The 16,822-nt window shown below is 73.5% G+C and carries 14 protein-coding genes and 1 pseudogene; 4 read left to right on the forward strand and 11 right to left on the reverse strand.

The features are described from left to right. The first annotated feature begins 29 nt into the window (after positions 1–29). Together ACH4S8_RS37060 and ACH4S8_RS37065 are read left to right on the forward strand one after the other, a co-directional pair. Positions 30–1,424: an FAD-binding oxidoreductase gene (locus ACH4S8_RS37060; RefSeq protein ID WP_398402194.1), complete on the forward strand. Its 1,395-nt coding sequence runs from the start codon at positions 30–32 to the stop codon at positions 1,422–1,424. Between the two features lie 99 nt (positions 1,425–1,523). Next, positions 1,524–3,152 carry a PucR family transcriptional regulator gene (locus ACH4S8_RS37065; protein WP_398402196.1) on the forward strand — a complete coding sequence of 543 codons (1,629 nt, stop codon included), beginning with the start codon at positions 1,524–1,526 and terminating at the stop codon, positions 3,150–3,152. 20 nt (positions 3,153–3,172) lie between these two features. On the opposite strand, the gene ACH4S8_RS37070 is transcribed toward ACH4S8_RS37065, so the two are convergent. The 5 genes from ACH4S8_RS37070 to ACH4S8_RS37090 all read right to left on the reverse strand — a co-directional run bounded on the left by ACH4S8_RS37070 (position 3,173) and on the right by ACH4S8_RS37090 (position 9,013). After that, positions 3,173–4,309, reverse strand: coding sequence for a glycosyltransferase family 4 protein (locus ACH4S8_RS37070; protein ID WP_398402198.1), 1,137 nt, complete (start codon positions 4,307–4,309; stop codon positions 3,173–3,175). Positions 4,310–4,964: 655 nt separating this feature from the next. Further along, positions 4,965–6,707, reverse strand: a complete 1,743-nt coding sequence (gene recN, locus ACH4S8_RS37075) for a DNA repair protein RecN (RefSeq protein ID WP_398402200.1) — start codon at positions 6,705–6,707, stop codon at positions 4,965–4,967. A gap of 156 nt (positions 6,708–6,863) precedes the next feature. Then, positions 6,864–7,769 carry an NAD kinase gene (locus tag ACH4S8_RS37080; RefSeq protein WP_355772652.1) on the reverse strand — a complete coding sequence of 302 codons (906 nt, stop codon included), beginning with the start codon at positions 7,767–7,769 and terminating at the stop codon, positions 6,864–6,866. Continuing rightward, complete coding sequence (locus tag ACH4S8_RS37085) at positions 7,766–8,581, reverse strand: TlyA family RNA methyltransferase (RefSeq protein ID WP_398402203.1); 816 nt, start codon at positions 8,579–8,581, stop codon at positions 7,766–7,768. Before ACH4S8_RS37085 ends, ACH4S8_RS37080 begins: the two co-directional genes overlap by 4 nt. A gap of 114 nt (positions 8,582–8,695) precedes the next feature. Then, complete coding sequence (locus tag ACH4S8_RS37090; RefSeq protein ID WP_398402205.1) at positions 8,696–9,013, reverse strand: hypothetical protein; 318 nt, start codon at positions 9,011–9,013, stop codon at positions 8,696–8,698. A gap of 42 nt (positions 9,014–9,055) precedes the next feature. On the opposite strand from ACH4S8_RS37090, the gene ACH4S8_RS37095 reads away from it, so the two are divergent. Beyond that, the gene (locus tag ACH4S8_RS37095; RefSeq protein WP_398402207.1) at positions 9,056–9,403 is read left to right on the forward strand and encodes an SCP2 sterol-binding domain-containing protein; all 348 of its coding nucleotides are present in this window, start codon (positions 9,056–9,058) and stop codon (positions 9,401–9,403) included. Here ACH4S8_RS37095 and ACH4S8_RS37100 read toward each other — a convergent pair. The 4 genes from ACH4S8_RS37100 to ACH4S8_RS37115 form a co-directional block, all read right to left on the reverse strand. Then, entirely contained in the window at positions 9,387–10,298 is a 912-nt protein-coding gene (locus tag ACH4S8_RS37100) for an ABC transporter ATP-binding protein (protein ID WP_398402209.1), read from the reverse strand. The two genes, ACH4S8_RS37095 and ACH4S8_RS37100, sit on opposite strands and share 17 nt — an antisense overlap. Continuing rightward, positions 10,295–11,371 carry a FecCD family ABC transporter permease gene (locus ACH4S8_RS37105; RefSeq protein WP_398402241.1) on the reverse strand — a complete coding sequence of 359 codons (1,077 nt, stop codon included), beginning with the start codon at positions 11,369–11,371 and terminating at the stop codon, positions 10,295–10,297. The genes ACH4S8_RS37100 and ACH4S8_RS37105 overlap by 4 nt, the downstream gene beginning before the upstream one ends. A gap of 20 nt (positions 11,372–11,391) precedes the next feature. Next, the gene (locus tag ACH4S8_RS37110; RefSeq protein WP_398402212.1) at positions 11,392–12,435 is read right to left on the reverse strand and encodes a FecCD family ABC transporter permease; all 1,044 of its coding nucleotides are present in this window, start codon (positions 12,433–12,435) and stop codon (positions 11,392–11,394) included. A 156-nt stretch (positions 12,436–12,591) separates the two neighbouring features. Further along, positions 12,592–13,620, reverse strand: coding sequence for an HAD hydrolase-like protein (locus ACH4S8_RS37115; RefSeq protein WP_398402214.1), 1,029 nt, complete (start codon positions 13,618–13,620; stop codon positions 12,592–12,594). Positions 13,621–13,692: 72 nt separating this feature from the next. Here ACH4S8_RS37115 and ACH4S8_RS37120 point away from each other — a divergent pair, with 72 nt between their 5' ends. Further along, entirely contained in the window at positions 13,693–14,985 is a 1,293-nt protein-coding gene (locus ACH4S8_RS37120; protein ID WP_398402216.1) for a DUF1015 domain-containing protein, read from the forward strand. A gap of 99 nt (positions 14,986–15,084) precedes the next feature. Here ACH4S8_RS37120 and ACH4S8_RS37125 read toward each other — a convergent pair whose 3' ends face one another. Beyond that, a complete protein-coding gene (locus ACH4S8_RS37125; protein ID WP_398402243.1) occupies positions 15,085–16,008 on the reverse strand; it encodes a hypothetical protein in 924 nt (307 codons plus the stop codon). 21 nt (positions 16,009–16,029) lie between these two features. Beyond that, positions 16,030–16,822 (reverse strand): annotated as a pseudogene (locus ACH4S8_RS37130) (hypothetical protein); the annotation flags it as partial.

Below are 16,822 nucleotides of genomic sequence, written 5' to 3' on the forward strand. Positions count from 1 at the left end.
CTGTCCTCTCAAGGAAGGGGGCGGCTGTCATGGCTCCCCTTTCGAAGGCGGGCGCGGCCCTGGCCGCGTTCCGCGCCGATCTCTCCGGTGACGTGGTCACACCGGACGATCCGGGGTACGACGAGGCCCGCACGATCTTCAACGCGATGATCGACCGACGACCCGCCGTGATCGCCCGGTGCGAGGGCGAGGCCGACGTGACCCGCGCGGTGCGCTTCGCGCGCGAGCTGGATCTGCCGATCGCCGTACGCGGAGGCGGTCACGGCGTCTCCGGCATGTCGCTCAACGACGGCGGTCTCGTCATCGACCTCAGCCGGATGCACGCGGTCACCGTCCACCCCGGGTCCGAGACCGTCCGGGTCGAGGGCGGAGCGCTCATGACCCACCTCGACCGGGCCACCCAGCCCTACGGCCTCGCGACCACCGGCGGCCGCGCCTCGACGACCGGCGTCGGCGGTTACGTCCTCGGCGGCGGCAGCGGCTGGCTCGACAGGTCCTGCGGCCTGGCCGTCGACAATCTGCTCGGAGTCGAACTGGTGACCGCCGACGGTTCGCCGGTACGCGCCACCGACCAGGAGAACCCGGAGCTCTTCTGGGCCCTGCACGGCGGCGGCGGGAACTTCGGGGTCGCCACCGCCCTGACCCTCAAGCTGCACCCGCTGCCCGAGTTCTCCATGGCCATGGTCATGTACCAGCCCGACGACGGGCCCGACGTCGTGCGCGTCTACCGCGAGGTCATCGAGAACGGGCCGCCGGAAGCGAGCGGCGCCATCCTCTATCTGACCGGCCCACCCGAGGAGTTCATGCCCGGGCACCTGGTCGGCGAGCGGCTGTGCGCCGCCCTCGTGGCGTACGCGGGCGGCGAGGAGGACATGCGCAAGACCGCCCAGCCGCTGCTGGCGCTGCCGCACGAGGTCGAGATCGTCACCGCGATTCCCTACGCCGACCTCCAGTGCATGATCGACGACCCGCCCGGGTGGCGCAACTACTGGTCGGCGGAGTATCTGACCGGCGCGCCCGACGACTTCGTGGACGTCTTCTGCGCCCTCGGCGACGCCATGCCCGTCCCCACCGGCACCCAGCACGTGCTGTTCCCGCAGGGCGGCGCCATCGCCTCCGGGCCGTCCCGGTTCCCGGTCCCCTACCGCGACGCGCCCTGGGCCGTGCACCCCTTCGGGATCTGGGAGGACCCGGCCGACGACGAGCGGTGCGTGGAGTGGGTCAGGAAGGTACGCGAGGACGTCCGGCCGTGGAGCACCGGCGCGGTCTACCTGAACTTCATCGGGGACGAGGGCGCGGACCGCGTGACCGCCGGCCTCGGCGAGGACAACCTGCGGCGGCTCGCCGCGGTGAAGGCCGAGTACGACCCGGACAACGTCTTCCGCTTCAACCACAACATCACGCCGGTACCGGCCACCGTCTGACCTCGGCGCTCACCGGACACCGCCCGCGGCGGCCCCCGCCGTCGCCCGCGGACGGCCCTGAGATGCCTCCGCGAGCCGTGCGCGGGTAGCGTCCGCTCCATGGACAGCCGTTACGACACCCAGGGTGCCGGAATCACCGTGCAGCGGGCCCTCGAGCTGCCCGGACTGCGCAGCGGCCTGCCGGAGATCATCGCGGGGGCCGACCGGCTGCAGCGGACCGTGCGCTGGGTGCACGCGGGCGAGGTGCCGAACATCGCCTCGCTGCTCAAGGGCGGCGAGCTGCTGCTGACCACCGGATACGGTCTCGGCACCCGGCCCGCCGACCAGCGCGCGTTCGTCCGCACCCTCGCCGAGCGCGGGATCGCGGCGCTCGTCGTGGAGCTCGGCCCGCGCTTCGCCCGGCTCCCCGCCGCGCTCGTGGAGACCGCGCGGTCCACCGGCCTGCCGCTGGTCGCGCTGCACCGCGAGGTGCCCTTCGTGACGGTGACGGAGGAGGTCCACACCGAGATCGTCAACGGCCACTACGCACTGCTCCAGCAGGCCGAGGAGGTGCACCGGCGCTGCACCGAGGCCCTGCTCGGCGGCGGCGGAGTCCCTCAGGTCCTGCGCATCCTCGCCGACTTCAGCGGCAACCCGGTCTTCCTGGAGACGGCCGACGGACAGCTGCTGTACGCGGCCGGGGCCGGTTCGACGGGCGCCGATCCGCTCCAGGTCTGGGAGGGGCTGCGCGGCCAGCACAAGGAGGAGCCGCCCGCGGGGACCACCCTGGTGGACGTGCCGGGCGGCGGCCCCGGCACCGGCTCCGTACGGGCCCGTCTGGTGCTGCTGCCCGTCGGCGCGCCGGTCGCCCCCGTGCACCGGATCGCCGCCGAGCGGGCCGCCGGCATCCTGGCCGTCGTGCTGATGCAGGCCCGCCAGGAGGAGGAACTGGCCGCACGGGGGCGCGGCGACTTCCTGACCGACCTCGCCGAGGGCCGTATCGAGGCCGAGGACGCGCCGGCGCAGGCCCGTGTGCTCGGCTTCAAGCCCGGCGCGAGCCCGCTCCTTCCGGTCGTGATGCGGCTCGCGGACGGCCTCGCCCCCGGCGGCGGCTGGGCGGTCCTGGCCCGCGCCGTCGCCGAGGAGCTGGCCTCGGTGGGGGTGCCGGTCCTGCTGGGCGTGCGTCCTGTGGAGGGGCGGGTGCCGCTGCTCCTCGGCCTGCGTTCGGAGTCCGAGCGGGCGGCCGTCGCGGACCGGGTCGCGGCGGCGCTGCGCGCCGGGGTGGAGCGAGCGGGCATGCAGCGGCCCGGGGCGCAGCCGCCGGTGGTGGTGGTCGGGGTCGCCGGTGGCTGGGCGGCCGCGTCGGCCGGCCTGCGGCACGCGGCGGAGACGGCGACGGCCGCGCAGGGCCTGTCGGACCGGCCCTGGTACGACGCCCGCCGGCTGGACATCGACCTGCTGCTGTGGCGCCTGCGCGAGCATCCCGACCTGGCCGCGTTCGTGGAGCGCGCGATCGGCCCGCTGTGCGACCACGACGTCCGCTCCAAGCCGCCTCTTCTGCCCACCCTGCAGACGTACTTGGCGCACGCGGGCCGCAAGGCGGAGACCGCCCGCGAACTGCATCTCAACCGGCAGACCCTCTACAACCGCCTCGCCAGGATCGGCGAGTTGCTGGGCATGGACCTCGACGACCCGCAGACGGTACTGGCGTTGAGCCTGGCGCTGCGGGCACGCAGACACGTTCCCTGAGGACCGCCGGCCGACCGGCGTCAGACCAGGGGCCGGAACCGGGTGAACTCGTCGTAGACGCTGAGCACCTGGGCGACCGTCTCGTCCTCGGTCGGCCAGGTGGCGGCCTGCCGGGCGCCCTTCTCCCGCAGGACCTCCCGGCGCGCGGGATCGGCAAGCAGCCGTAGGACGGCGTCGGCGAGCGCCTTCGCGTTCCCGTACGGCACGAGCTCGGCCGCGTCACCGACCATCTCGGGGATGCCCCCGACCGCCGTGGCGACGAGCGGGACGCGCGCGTGAAGGGCCTCCTGCGCCAGCAGCGAGCGCGACTCCCACCGACTGGGCAGCAGGACCAGGTCGGCCGCCGCCAGCAGTTCCGTGACGTCCTCGCGCCGCCCGACGAGCCGGACCGGCAGCTCCTCGTCCTCGATCCGGCGCTGGAGAACCGCGCGCAGCGGCCCCTCCCCCGCGATCACCAGCAGCGGCACGGGATCGAGGCGGCACCAGGCGCGCGAGGCGTCGAGGAGCGTGTGGTAGCCGCGGTGCCGGTCGAGCGAGCCGACCGTGATGAGCAACGGACGGTCGGTCGCGCCGAGTTCGGCCCGCGTCTTGTGCCGGAACCCGTCGGTTTCCACCGGCTCGGCGGGCGGGCGCGGAGCCGGGAACGCGACGGCGGCGAGCCGCGCGTCACGGGCTCCCCTCCTGCGGGCCCGGTCCACCAGGTCGGACGAGGTGCCGAGCACCACGGCGGCGGCTCGGGCGACCCGTCGTTCGAGGAGCCGCAGGACCTGGGCCCGGGCGCCGTCGGCCTCCGAGCGGGTGTGCCAGGTGACGACGAGGGGAACACGCCGTCCGCTGAGTGCCAGCGCCGCCCGCAGCGCCGCGTGGATCCCGTGCGCGTGCACGAGATCGGCGTCCGCGCAGGCCGCCCGCAGCGCGGACACCGAGGCGGGGTCGCTGCTGCGGGGCACGGGAACGTGGTGCGCGCCGACCCCGGTGAACCCGTACACGCGGTCCGCCTCGGCGGGAGCGCAGACGGTGACTCGGACCCCTCGGGCGACCAGACCCGCCGCCAGCGACCGCACGTGCGCGCTGCTGCCCGCGCTTCCGCCGCCGAGCACCTGCACGGTGCGCAGCGGCGACTGGCCGTGCGGTGAGTGGCTGCTCACGTGGCTCACGTGGCCGGGGCTCCTGATTCGGCGTCGGACGGTCACGAGGAAACGTACAGAAAGGTCCTGCGGAGGAGGGGAACCGCACGTCGTGCACCGCGTACTACGCCAAGGATGCCAGGCCGTCCGGGCGTTCCGGCACCGCCATCACGACGAGGGCACGTCAGACAAGGCAACCCGGCGACGACAGTCACCCGCACGAGTGATGAATGGTCCATTCCGGGGAGGACGGGACCACTCGTAACCCGTGTGACACCCGTGACTCCCCGTGCCTCGTGGGCCGGCCCGAGGCCGAGCGGCCCCCGTCGTGTCTCACGCCACCCCGCGCCGAGGGTGCACCCGCGCACCGAAAGGCGCGCACCGCCATGCCCGGCGCACCCGAGAGCCCGCGCTCCCCCGCCCGACACCCCGCTCCCGCTCCCGGCCGGGGACAGGTCGTTCAGCCCCTCCGGCCCACCTTTCGGCAGCGGGGAAGATTCAGCCCCTCCGGCGTTTGAGGAGCGGGGTCCGGGGCGGAGCCCCGGGTACGGGAAGGGCAGGGGCGGAGGGGGTGAAAAGAGCAGGCGTGACAGAAGCGGAGCAGCACGGGAGGAACCACCGGCCGGGCGGTCCCGGCCCCGCCACCGGGCGGTCCGGCCCCCGCCGGACGGGGCAGGACCGCCCGCTAGGCGTCTGCGCGGGCCGTGGCCAGGAGTTCCTCCGCGTGGGCCCGGGCCGTCTCGGAGTCCTCCTGGCCGGCGAGCATCCGGGACAGCTCGCGGACCCGCTCCTCGCCCTCCAGCACCTTCACGCCGGACCGGGTCACCGAGCCGTCGTTCGTCTTCTCGACCAGCAGCTGCCGGTCGGCAAAGGCCGCCACCTGCGGCAGATGGGTCACGACGACGACCTGCGCGGTCTTGGCGAGCCGCGCCAGCCGGCGCCCGATCTCGACCGCGGCCTTGCCGCCGACACCCGCGTCGACCTCGTCGAAGAGGTACGTCGGCACGGGGTCGGTCCCCGCGAACACGACCTCCACCGCGAGCATCACGCGCGAGAGTTCACCGCCGGAGGCCCCCTTGGCGATGGGCCGCGGCGGCGCCCCGGGATGCGGGGCGAGCAGGAGCTCCACCTCGTCCACACCGGCCGGGCCGTAGGCCACCGGGCGTCCGCCGACCTCCACCCCCTCCGGGTCGTCGGTCTGCCGGATCTCGAACGACACGCGCGCGTGCGGCATGGCGAGCGAGGCCAGCTCGGCGGTGACGGCGGCGGCGAACCGTTCGGCGGCCTCCGTGCGGGCGTCCGTCAGCGCCTGGGCGAGGCCGCCCAGTTCGCCGCGCAGGGCGTCCCGTTCGGCGGTCAGCTCCTCGATCCGGTCGTCGTCGCCGTCGAGTTCGGTGAGCCGCTCGGCGCTCTGCTCGGCCCAGGCGAGCACGGCGTCGATGTCGGCACCGTACTTACGGGTCAGCTGGGTGAGCGCGGCCCTGCGCTCCTCGACGGCCGCGAGCCGCAGCGGGTCGGCGTCGAGGTCGTCGGCGTAGCCCGCGAGTTCGCCCGCGACGTCGCCGAGCAGGATCGCGATCTCCCCGATCCGCCCGGACAGCGTGGCGAGAGCAGAGTCGTGCGACCGTACGGCCTCCAGTGCCCGGTGGGCGCCCGCGACGAGCGTGGCCGCGTCGATGCCCTCCGGGTCCTCGGGGTTGCCCGCGAGCGCGGCGTGCGCGGCCGTGGCGGCCGATGCCAGCGCCTCCGCGTGACCGAGCCGTTCCGCCTCCGCGGCCAGCTCCGTGTCCTCGCCTGCGCGCGGCTCCACGGCCGCGATCTCGTCGAGCCCGAAGCGCAGCATGTCGGCTTCCTGGACCCGTTCCCGCGCACGGGTGGTGATCTCGTCCAGCTCGGCCGAGATGGCTCGCAGCCGGCGGTAGGCGCCCGCGTACTTGGCGAGCGGCACGGCGACCGCGTCACCCGCGTACCGGTCCAGGGCCTGCCGCTGCCGGGACAGCTTGAGCAGCCCCTGCTGGTCGGTCTGGCCGTGCACCGCGACGAGTTCGTCGGCGAGTTCGGCGAGCACGCCCACCGGCACCGAGCGTCCGCCCAGATGCGCGCGGGAACGCCCTTCGGCCGAAACGGTACGGCTGACCAGCAGCACGCCGTCGTCGAGCTCGGCACCGGCCTCCTCGGCCCGTACGACCGCCGTCCCGCCCGCGGGTACGCTGATCCGCCCCTCCACGACCGCGCTCTTGGCGCCGATCCGCACGAGGGCCGGGTCGGCCCGTCCGCCCAGCAGCAGCCCGAGGCTGGTGACCACCATCGTCTTGCCCGCGCCGGTCTCACCGGTCACGGCGGTGAAACCGGGTGACAGCTCGACGACCGCGTCGTCGATGACTCCGAGCGACCGTATCCGCATCTCCTCCAACACGCCCCCGACCATACGAGGTTTTCCTCGCGCCGTGCGACGCCGCCCCCCGCAAAGAGAACCGAGCGTTACCTTCCGGGGGTGGTCTCGTTCGCCGACGGACCGTGCGGAGGGGGCCCGAAGACGGCCCGGCACCCGGGCGGACCCGGGTGCCGCAGGTCTTCCCGGGGCCTAGTGCGGTGCCCCGCGCCACCCGGAGACCGGGAGCGCGAACTTGGCGACGAGCCGGTCGGTGAAGGACGCGTGGTGCAGCCGGGCGAGCCGCACCGGCACGGCACCGCGCCGCACCTCGACCCGTGCGCCCGGCGGGAGCTCCACCGTCCGCCGTCCGTCGCACCACAGCACACCCGGCGGGACGTGCGGCAGCACCTCCACGGCGAGCACCGAGTCCGGCGAGGTCACCAGCGGCTTGGCGAACAGGGCGTGCGCGCTGATCGGCACCATCAGCAGCGCCTCGACCTCGGGCCAGACCACGGGCCCGCCCGCGGAGAAGGCGTACGCCGTCGACCCGGTCGGAGTCGCGCAGACGATCCCGTCGCAGCCGAACCCGGTCACGGGCCGCCCGTCGATCTCCAGCACCACTTCCAGGAGCTTCTCGGCGGAGACCTTCTGCACGGCCGCCTCGTTCAGCGCCCAGTCGGTGTGCACGATGTCGCCGTTGCGGTGCACGACGACGTCGACCGTCATGCGTTCCTCGACCTCGTAGGCCTTGGTGACGACCCGGTCGACGACCTTGTCCAGGTCGTCGCGCTCGGCCTCGGCGAGGAAGCCGACCCGCCCGAGGTTGACGCCGAGCATCGGCACGCCGGAGGCGCGGGCGAACTCGGCGCCGCGCAGCAGCGTTCCGTCACCGCCGAGGACGATGAGCAGTTCGCAGCCGTCGAGGCACTGCGGGGTCGCCTCCTGGACCAGTTCCACCTCGTGCGGCAACGGCAGGTCGGCCGCCTCGGCGGCGAGGACCCGTACGCCGATCCCGGAACGCAGCAGGCCCTGGACGACCAGCTCGGCGCTGCGGATGGCTGCCGGCCGCCCGGTGTGGGCCAGCAGGAAAACAGTACGAGCTCGGGTCTGTGTCAACGCGGCCCCTCCGCCACTGCACGGTCAACGTCGGCCGGGTCGAGTTCGGGTGCCCCGGCCCGCAGCCAAAGAAAGTACTCGACGTTGCCCGACGGTCCGGGCAACGGGCTCGCTGTCACACCCTTGACTCCGAGCCCCAGCTCCTGGGCTCGCCCCGCCACGCCGCGCACGGTCTCGGCGCGCAGCTCCGGACTGCGCACGACACCGCCGCTGCCCAGCCGGTCCTTCCCCACCTCGAACTGCGGCTTGACCATCATCACCAGATCGGCATCCGGCGCCGTGCACCGCGCGAGGGCGGGCAGCACCAGTCCGAGCGGGATGAAGGACAGATCCCCGACAACAAGGTCCACGGGCTCCCCATCGATCGCCTCCAACGTCAACTCGCGTACGTTCGTACGGTCCTTGACGGTGACGCGTTCATCGCTCTGGAGAGACCAGGCGAGTTGTCCGTAACCGACGTCCACGGCGACGACATGGGCGGCGCCCGCGCGCAGCAGTACGTCGGTGAAGCCCCCGGTGGACGCGCCGGCGTCCAGCGCCCGCCGTCCCTCGACCTTCAGGCCCTGCGGCCCGAAGACGGCGAGCGCGCCGGCGAGTTTGTGTCCGCCGCGCGAGACGTAGTCGGGGTCGCTGTCGTCCTTGCTGACCACGATCGCCGCCGCGGTCTCGACCTGCGTGGCGGGCTTGGTCGCGAGGGTCTTGCCCACGCTGACCCGGCCCGCGGCGATCAGCTGTCCGGCGTGCTCGCGCGAGCGGGCGAGCTTCCTGCGGACCAGCTCGGCGTCGAGGCGGCGGCGTGCCACTCCTGCCACGTTCGGTTCAGCTCCTGCGGTCGTACGGCGATGGAAAGGGGCGCCCGGAAGGTTCTCCGGGCGTCCCGGGGATTCCCGGGGTGCACCCGAGGGTTCCCGGTGTCCCGAAGGATCTCATTGAGCGGCGGCGGCCGGGTGGCCGGCGGGAGCCGGGACTCCCGGGCGGACGTCGAGCGCGGTGAGCGCGTCGCGCAGCCCCCGGTGCACATCCTCGTACACCTCGAGGTGCCCGTCCGTGGCGAGGTGGTCGGCGTCGGCCAGCCGGTCGAGCCCGGCGTCGACGCCGGGGTCGCCCGTCGGGACCCGCGGGACGTTCAGCGGGGCCGGTGCCGCGGGGTCGTACGCGGGTTCCGGGTCCGCCTCCGCGGGCGGGGCGGGCTCTCCCGCGGTCATGGCCTCGCGGAGCTCGTCCTCGGGGACTGAGTCGTTCATGCCCCGACGCTACCGCGAAGGGCTGCGGTACCGTCGATCACGATGGCGACGACTGAGGAGTGCCGCACCGCACTCGACAAGCTTTCGGACAACATGGCGGGCGCCGACGGCGACGTACGCGCCGCCGCGGCCCTGGACCGCTCGCTGAGCTGCCGGATCACCGACCTGGACATCACCTTCGTCGGCCGCCTCAAAGGTGGCCGGATCGAGGTGCTCGACACGCTCCAGGGCCCGCCCCCCGAGCGGGCCCAGATCCGGCTCACCATGAAGGGCGACGACCTGGTGTCGATGGTCAACGGCGAGCTGAACTTCGCGAAGGCCTGGGGCTCGGGCCGGGTGAAGCTGGAGGCGGGCCTGCGCGACCTGCTGCGGCTCAGGACGCTTCTGTAGCGGCCACGGCGGCGCGGACCCTGGCCTTGCGGGCCGCGGGCACCACGAGCGGGGTCCCGGTCTCGGGGTCGTCGATGACCTGGCAGCGCAGCCCGAAGACCTCCTCGACCAGTTCGGCCGTGACGATGTCGTTCGGGGCGCCCTCGGCGATGACCTGGCCGTCGCGCAGCGCGATCAGGTGGGTGGCGTAGCGGGCCGCGTGGTTGAGGTCGTGCAGGACGGCGACCAGGGTGCGGCCCTGCGTCTCGTGGAGCTCGGCGCACAGGTCGAGGACGTCGATCTGGTGCTGGATGTCGAGGTAGGTCGTCGGCTCGTCCAGCAGGAGCAGCGGGGTCTGCTGCGCGAGCGCCATCGCGATCCACACGCGCTGGCGCTGGCCGCCCGACAATTCGTCGACATAGCGATCGGCGAGCTCGGCGACCCCGGTCGAGGCCATCGACTCCCGGACCACCCGCTCGTCCTCCGCCGACCACTGGCGCAGCAGGCCCTGGTGCGGGTAGCGGCCCCGGCCGACGAGGTCGCCGACGGTGATCCCGTCCGGCGCGATCGACGACTGCGGCAGCAGTCCGAGGGTGCGCGCCACCTTCTTGGCGGGCATCGACTGGATCGTCTGTCCGTCGAGCAGCACCCGCCCGGACGACGGCTTCAGCATGCGGGACAGGGCGCGCAGCAGGGTGGACTTGCCGCAGGCGTTCGGACCGACGATCACCGTGAAGGAGTGGTCGGGAATCTCCACCGACAACTTCTCCGCGATGACGCGCTGGTCGTAGCCGAGGGTGACGTCGTCTGCGGACAGGCGGTTCACAGTGCTCCTTGGGGTGTTCTCGTGCGCCTGGTCGTTCGCGTGCGCCGCGTTCTTCGGTCCTCGCGCGGCCGGCCTCACCGGGCCGCTCATATCCGGCCCGCCTTGCGCTCGGTGACCAGCAGCCACAGCAGGTAGACGCCGCCGAGGACGCCGGTCACCACGCCGACCGGCAGCTGGTCGGCGCCGAAGGCCCGCTGCGAGGCCCAGTCGGCGACGACGAGCAGGGTCGCGCCCATGCACGTCGACGCCATCAGGTTCGGTCCGGGCGACCGGGTGAGCCGTCTGGCCAGCTGCGGTGCGGTGAGCGCCACGAAGCCGACGGGGCCCGCGGCGGCGGTGGCACCCGAGGTGAGCAGCACGGCGGCCACCATCAGCAGCAGCCGCGTCCGTTCGACGCTCACACCGAGGGCGTACGACACGTCGTCGCCCATCTCCAGCATCCGCAGCCCGCGCGCGTTGCCGAGGACCAGGGGGACGAGGACGGCGCACATGATGAGCAGGGGCCAGACCTGCGCCCAGTCCCGGCCGTTGAGGGAGCCGGTCATCCAGACGACGGCACGGGCCGCGTCGACGAGATCGGCCTTGGTGAGGAGATAACCGTTGACCGCCGTGACGATCGCGGAGACACCGATGCCGACCAGCACCAGGCGGTAGCCGTGCACGCCCCGCTTCCAGGCGAGCAGATAGATGGCGAGCCCGGTCACGAGTCCGCCGACGAGCGCCCCGAGGGCGACCTCGGTCGCGCTGCCCGAGTACAGCACGATCATGACGAGCGCGCCGGCCGTGGAACCCTGCCCGAGACCGAGCACGTCGGGGCTGCCCAGCGGGTTGCGGGACACGGACTGGAAGAGCGCTCCGGCGAGCCCGAGCGAGGCCCCCACCAGCAGCCCGACGAGAACGCGCGGCAGCCGCAGCTCGTTGACGATGAACTCCTGGCCGGGGCTGCCGTCGCCGGCCAGGGTCCTGAGCACGTCGCCGGCCGGGATCGGGAAGTCGCCGGTGCCGATGAGCACGACACTCGCCGCGGCCGCGGCCACCAGCAGCAGGACGACCACGGTGAACGTGCGGAGGTCGAGCCGGACGGACAGCCCGCCGGCGGTCCGGAGGGCCCGGACGCGGCGCGTGCGAAGTCCCGGGGCGCGTCGGCCGAGGGGGTTTCGGATGCTTCGGACACCTGGGGTCGTCACAGCTGCGCCGTCCTCCGTCGCCGTACGAGAAAGATGAAGACCGGACCGCCCAGCACGGCGGTGACGATGCCGACCTGAAGCTCCGCGGGCCGGGCGACCATCCGCCCCAGGACATCGGCGCCGAGCAGCAGCACGGGCGACAGCACAGTGGCGTACGGCAGGATCCAGCGCAGGTCGGGGCCGGTGAAGGAACGGACGGCGTGGGGGACCATGAGCCCGACGAACACGATCGGCCCGCAGGCGGCGGTCGCGGCGCCGCACAGCACGGTCGCGGCGGCCATGGACAGCGCGCGGGTGCGGTTCAGGTTGGCGCCGAGCGCGCGGGCGGTGTCGTCGCCCATGGCCACCGCGTTCAGCGGCCGGGCGAGGGCCAGGGCGAGCAGGGTGCCGACAGCCAGGAAGGGGGCCACCTGCGCGATCGTCGCGTCGGTCGCCGAGGAGAGCGAACCGACGGTCCAGAAGCGCATCTTGCCGAGCGCCGCGTCGTCCATGATCATCACGGCCTGCAGATAGCCGTACAGCGCGGCGCTGATGGCGGTTCCGGCGAGCGCGAGCCGCACCGGGGTGGCGCCCCGGCTGCCGCCCAGGAACCAGACCAGCGCTCCGACCGCCGCCGCGCCGACGAAGGCGAACCAGACGTAGCCGCTCAGCGAGGTGACGCCGAAGTAGGTGATCGCGGTGACGACGGCGGCGGACGCGCCCGCGTTGATCCCGAGCAGACCGGGGTCGGCCAGCGGATTGCGGGTGAGCGCCTGGAGGACGGCACCGGACAGCCCGAGCGCGGCGCCGACCAGCAGCCCGAGCACGGTGCGCGAGATCCGGTCACCGACCACGACGTCCGCGTACGTCCCGGTGTCGTGGAACAGGCCGTGCCACACCTGGGCCGGCGGCAGCGCCTTCGCGCCGATCGCGATGCTCGCCAGCGCGACCAGCAGCAGGACGCCCACGGAGACGAGGAGCCCGAAGGCCCGTATCGCCCGGCGGGTCGGGGGCGCGGGGGCGGTTTCCGCGCGCTGTTCAGGAGGACTGTCGACCAACACGAGGTTAGGTTAGCCTACCCTCGCATTGCGTTTCGATGGGCCCACGCACCCGCCCCGCACCGAGGCCCGGGCCATCCCTGCACTTCCCGGGCGCCCGGCCGCACCGAGACCTGGGTCAACACCCCTGTGTGACCCCTGCGCGGGCGCCCGGAACGCCTAGAGGCCCAGCCGTGCCAGCGCCTTGCCCCCGTCCAGCTCGCACGCGCCCTCGCCCGCGGCCGTCCACGCCGCCGCGCACAGGGCCCGCAGTCCGTCGAGGGCCTCGCCCTCGCCCGTCAGCTCCAGTTCCTCGCCGCCCGCCGTCGCCGTCCAGCCGCCGCAGCGGAACCCGTCGCCCGCCTCGACGACCTCGGGCTGCCCGGTGAGCATCCCGCGCAGATCGGCGTCGACATACGTCGGACGGTGCTTCGGCGGCGCGGCGAGGAGCTGCGCGCCGTCCGTCACGCCGGTGAGGACGAGCAGCGAGTCCACCTCTCCGTTGAACGCGCCCTCGATGTCCGTGTCCAGCCGGTCCCCGACCACCAGCGGCCGCTCGGCCCCGGTCCGCAGGATCGTCTCGCGGTGCATCGGGGGCAGCGGCTTGCCCGCCACCTGCGGCTCGGCGCCCGTGGCGATGCGGACGACCTCCACCGCCGCGCCGTTGCCGGGCGCGATCCCGCGCGCGCCCGGAATCGTCAGATCCGTGTTGGACGCGAACCAGGGAACACCGCGTGCGATGGCGTAGCAGGCCTCCGCGAAGCGGGACCAGGTCAGATCGGGACCGCCGTACCCCTGGACGACCGCGGCGGGCTCGTCCTCCGCCGAGTCGACCGGCTCGAGACCGCGCTCGCGGAGCGCGACCCGCAGCCCCTCGCCGCCGATCACCAGGACACGCGCCCCGGCCGGCACCTGCTCGCCGATGAGCCGGGCCACGGCCTGCGCCGAGGTGATGACGTCCGGGGCCACCGTCGGTATGCCCAGCTCCGTGAGGTGCCCGGCGACCGCGTCCGGAGTGCGCAGCGCGTTGTTGGTGACGTACGCGAGGTGCATTCCGCCCGCGCGCGCCGTCGCCAGCGAGTTCACCGCATGGGCGATGGCGTCACCGCCCGCGTACACCACACCGTCCAGGTCCAGCAGCGCGGTGTCGTACGCCTCGCTCAGGGCCTGCCCACTGCCTTCGGGCCGTGTCCTGACGGTCTGGCTCATTGCGCATCGCTCCTCGTTAGATCCCTTTCCCCCGATCATCGCGCATGCCACCGTCACACTTACGATGCCCCAATGAACTATGCAGGTCCCGAGGAGGAAACACCGGCAGGCAGCGGCCTCGAACTCACCCCGTTCCGAGGTCTGCGCTACGACCCCGACCGGGTCGGCAGCCTGGCCGCCGTGACGTCCCCGCCGTACGACGTGATCGTCCGGCCCGACGGACTGCTCGAACTCGAATCGGCCGATCCGTACAACATCGTCCGGCTGATCCTCCCGCAGGACGGCACCCCCGACGCCCGCAACCGGCAGGCCGCCGACACACTGCGCCGCTGGCTGTCCGAGGGCGTCCTGGCCACCGATCCCGAGCCGGGCCTGTACGTGTACGAGCAGCGCGACGGCGATCTGCTGCAACGCGGCGTGATCGGCAATCTGCGCCTGTCCGATCCGGCCGACGGTGTCGTGCTCCCGCACGAGGACGTGATGCCGCACGTCATCGCGGACCGCGCTGCGCTGATGCGCGCCACGTCCGCGAACCTCGAACCCCTGCTGCTGACCTATCGCGGCAACGGTTCCGGGTACGGAGCCGGTGCCGTCATCGAACGCACCGTCGCCCTGCCGCCGCTGCTGTCCACCACCACGGAGGACGGCATCAGCCATCGCCTGTGGGCGGTCACCGATCCGGCGGAACTGACGGAGATCCGTACGGACCTCGGCCGGCACCAGGCCCTGATCGCCGACGGCCATCACCGCTGGGCGACGTATCTGCGTCTACGCGCGGAGCATCCTTCCCCGAGCCCCTGGGACTACGGTCTGGTCCTCCTGGTGGACACCGCCCGGTACCCGCTGCGCGTCCGGGCCATCCACCGTCTGCTGCACCGCCTGCCGGTCGCCGGGGCGCTGGCCGCTCTCGGCGACTCATTCCGTGTACGCCACCTCGACGTGCCCCTCGCCGAGGCGCTGGAGGCCCTCGCCGCGGCGGCGGCCGAGGGGAACGCCTTCCTCCTCGCCGGCGACGGCACCTTCCACCTCGTCGACCGCCCGTCGCCGGACCTGCTCGCCCGTACGATCCCGGCCGGGCACCCGGAGGCCTGGCGGGCGCTGGACGCCACGGTCCTGCACGCCACGCTCCTCGACCACGTGTGGGGCATCCCGGAGGACTCCCCCGCCCACATCGCGTACATCCACGACACGACCGCCACGGTCGAGAAGGCGGAGCGCGACGGGGGCACGGCCGTCCTGATGCACCCGGTCCACGAGGAGGTCGTACGCGAACTCGCGCGCCAGGGGGTCACGATGCCGCGCAAGTCGACCTCCTTCGGCCCGAAGCCGGCGTCGGGGCTGGTCCTGCGGACGCTCACTCCCTGAGGGCCGCCGTCCCGGGCAGCGCCTCCGGAAACGCCACGTGGGCGGCGGGACACCTTCCGGTGTCCCGCCGCCCACGTGTTTGCGCCGTGGTGTCCGGCGTCAGCTCTGAGGACGGTGAGGCGCGTCGTCCTCGTCGTCGTCCTCGTCCTCTTCGTCGTCCTCTTCGTCGAGGTCGTCGGCGTCGTCCGTGATCCTGTCCGTGGTCACGGACTCGATCGCGTCGTCCTCGTCGTCCTCGTCGTCCTCGACGTCGTCCTCGTCGTCCGCGTCCTGGGGCTCGTCCTCGGCGCGGGTCTCGGTCACGACCTCGGTCGTGTCCGCGGTCCCGGCCTCGTCGTCGTCCTCGACGAGAGCGTCCACGAACTCGACGCCGTCCATCTCGGCGAGCCGGTCGGAGGCGTCCGTGCTGCCGTCCTTGTCGGACTCGACGGTCTTGGCGAACCACTCGCGTGCCTCGCCCTCACGTCCGGCGGCGAGGAGCGCGTCGGCGTAGGCGTAGCGCAGCCGAGCGGTCCAGGGCTGGACGGAGTTCGAGGCGAGCTCGGGGCTCTGCAGGGTGACGATGGCAGCGTCGAGCTGGTCCATGTCACGCCGGGCACCGGCCGCCACGAGCCGCATCTCAACCTGGCTCGCCTTGTCCAGCTTGTGGACCTCGGGCGCCCCGGCCATCTCCAGCGCCTTCTCGGGCCGGCCGAGGCCGCGCTCGCAGTCGGCCATCACGGGCCACAGCTCCACGCTGCCGGTCATCCGGCGCGCGGCGCGGAACTCGGCGAGCGCCTCGCTGAACTTCTGGTTCGCGTACGCGGCGAAGCCGGCGGCCTCGCGCACGGCGGCGACACGGGAGGCCAGCCGCAGGGCGATCCTCGAGTACGCGTAGGCGGCCTCGGGGTCCTCGTCGATGAGCCGGGCGACCATCACCAGGTTGCGGGAGACGTCCTCGGCCAGGCCCTTGGGCAGGCTGAGGAGCTCCTGCCGTACGTCCTGGTCGATCTCCTCGCCCGTGACGTCGTCCGGGATCGGCAGCCGCTTGATCGGCTCACGGTCACGGTCCCGTTCGTCGCGGTGACGGCCGCCACCGCGCCGGTCGTCGCCCCCGCGGTCGTCGCGGCCGCGGAAGCCGCCGGGGCGCCCGCCCCGGTCGTCACGGCGGGGTCCACCGCGACCGCGGTCGTCGCGGCCACGGTCGTCGCGGCCACGGAAGTCGCTGCCGCCCCGGCTGTCGTCGCGGCGGAAGCCACCGCGGTCGTCGTCACGGCGCGGGGTGCTCGGCCGCTCGTCACGACGGAAGTCGCCACGCTCGCCCCGGTCGTCCCGACGGAACGGAGGACGGTCGCTGTCCCTGCGCTCGTCGCGGCGGAAGTCGCTGCCGCCCCGGTCGTCGCGGCGGAAGCCACCGCGGTCGTCGTCACGGCGCGGGGTGCTCGGCCGCTCGTCACGACGGTAGGAGGAGGGACGGTCCGGATCACGGCGGAAGCCGCCACGGTCGTCGCCCCGACGCTCGTCGCGGCGGAAGTCGCCACCGCCCCGGCTGTCGTCGCGACGGAAGCCACCGCGGTCGTCGTCACGACGCGGGGTGCTCGGCCGCTCGTCACGACGGAAGCCGCCACGCTCGCCCCGGTCGTCCCGACGGAATCCGCCGCCACTGCCGCCGCTGCCACCACGGTCGTCGCGGCGCGGGCCGCTGGGCCGCTCGTCACGACGGTAGGAGGAGGGACGGTCCGGATCACGGCGGAAGCCACCGCGGTCGTCGCCCCGACGCTCGTCGCGGCGGAAGTCGCCACCGCCCCGGCTGTCGTCGCGACGGAAGCCACCGCGGTCGTCGTCACGACGCGGGGTG

It is taken from the genome of Streptomyces sp. NPDC021080 (assembly GCF_044333225.1).
Taxonomy (GTDB): Bacteria; Actinomycetota; Actinomycetes; order Streptomycetales; family Streptomycetaceae; genus Streptomyces.

Bases quoted from the DNA above. Each gene is read 5' to 3' on its own strand.
- ACH4S8_RS37090 (WP_398402205.1), bottom strand. From the start codon at position 9,013: ATGAACGACTCAGTCCCCGAGGACGAGCTCCGCGAGGCCATGACCGCG.
- ACH4S8_RS37065 (WP_398402196.1), top strand. From the start codon at position 1,524: ATGGACAGCCGTTACGACACCCAGGGTGCCGGAATCACCGTGCAGCGG.
- ACH4S8_RS37120 (WP_398402216.1), top strand. From the start codon at position 13,693: ATGAACTATGCAGGTCCCGAGGAGGAAACACCGGCAGGCAGCGGCCTC.
- ACH4S8_RS37060 (WP_398402194.1), top strand. From the start codon at position 30: ATGGCTCCCCTTTCGAAGGCGGGCGCGGCCCTGGCCGCGTTCCGCGCC.
- ACH4S8_RS37100 (WP_398402209.1), bottom strand. From the start codon at position 10,298: ATGAGCGGCCCGGTGAGGCCGGCCGCGCGAGGACCGAAGAACGCGGCG.
- ACH4S8_RS37115 (WP_398402214.1), bottom strand. From the start codon at position 13,620: ATGAGCCAGACCGTCAGGACACGGCCCGAAGGCAGTGGGCAGGCCCTG.
- recN (WP_398402200.1), bottom strand. From the start codon at position 6,707: ATGGTCGGGGGCGTGTTGGAGGAGATGCGGATACGGTCGCTCGGAGTC.
- ACH4S8_RS37095 (WP_398402207.1), top strand. From the start codon at position 9,056: ATGGCGACGACTGAGGAGTGCCGCACCGCACTCGACAAGCTTTCGGAC.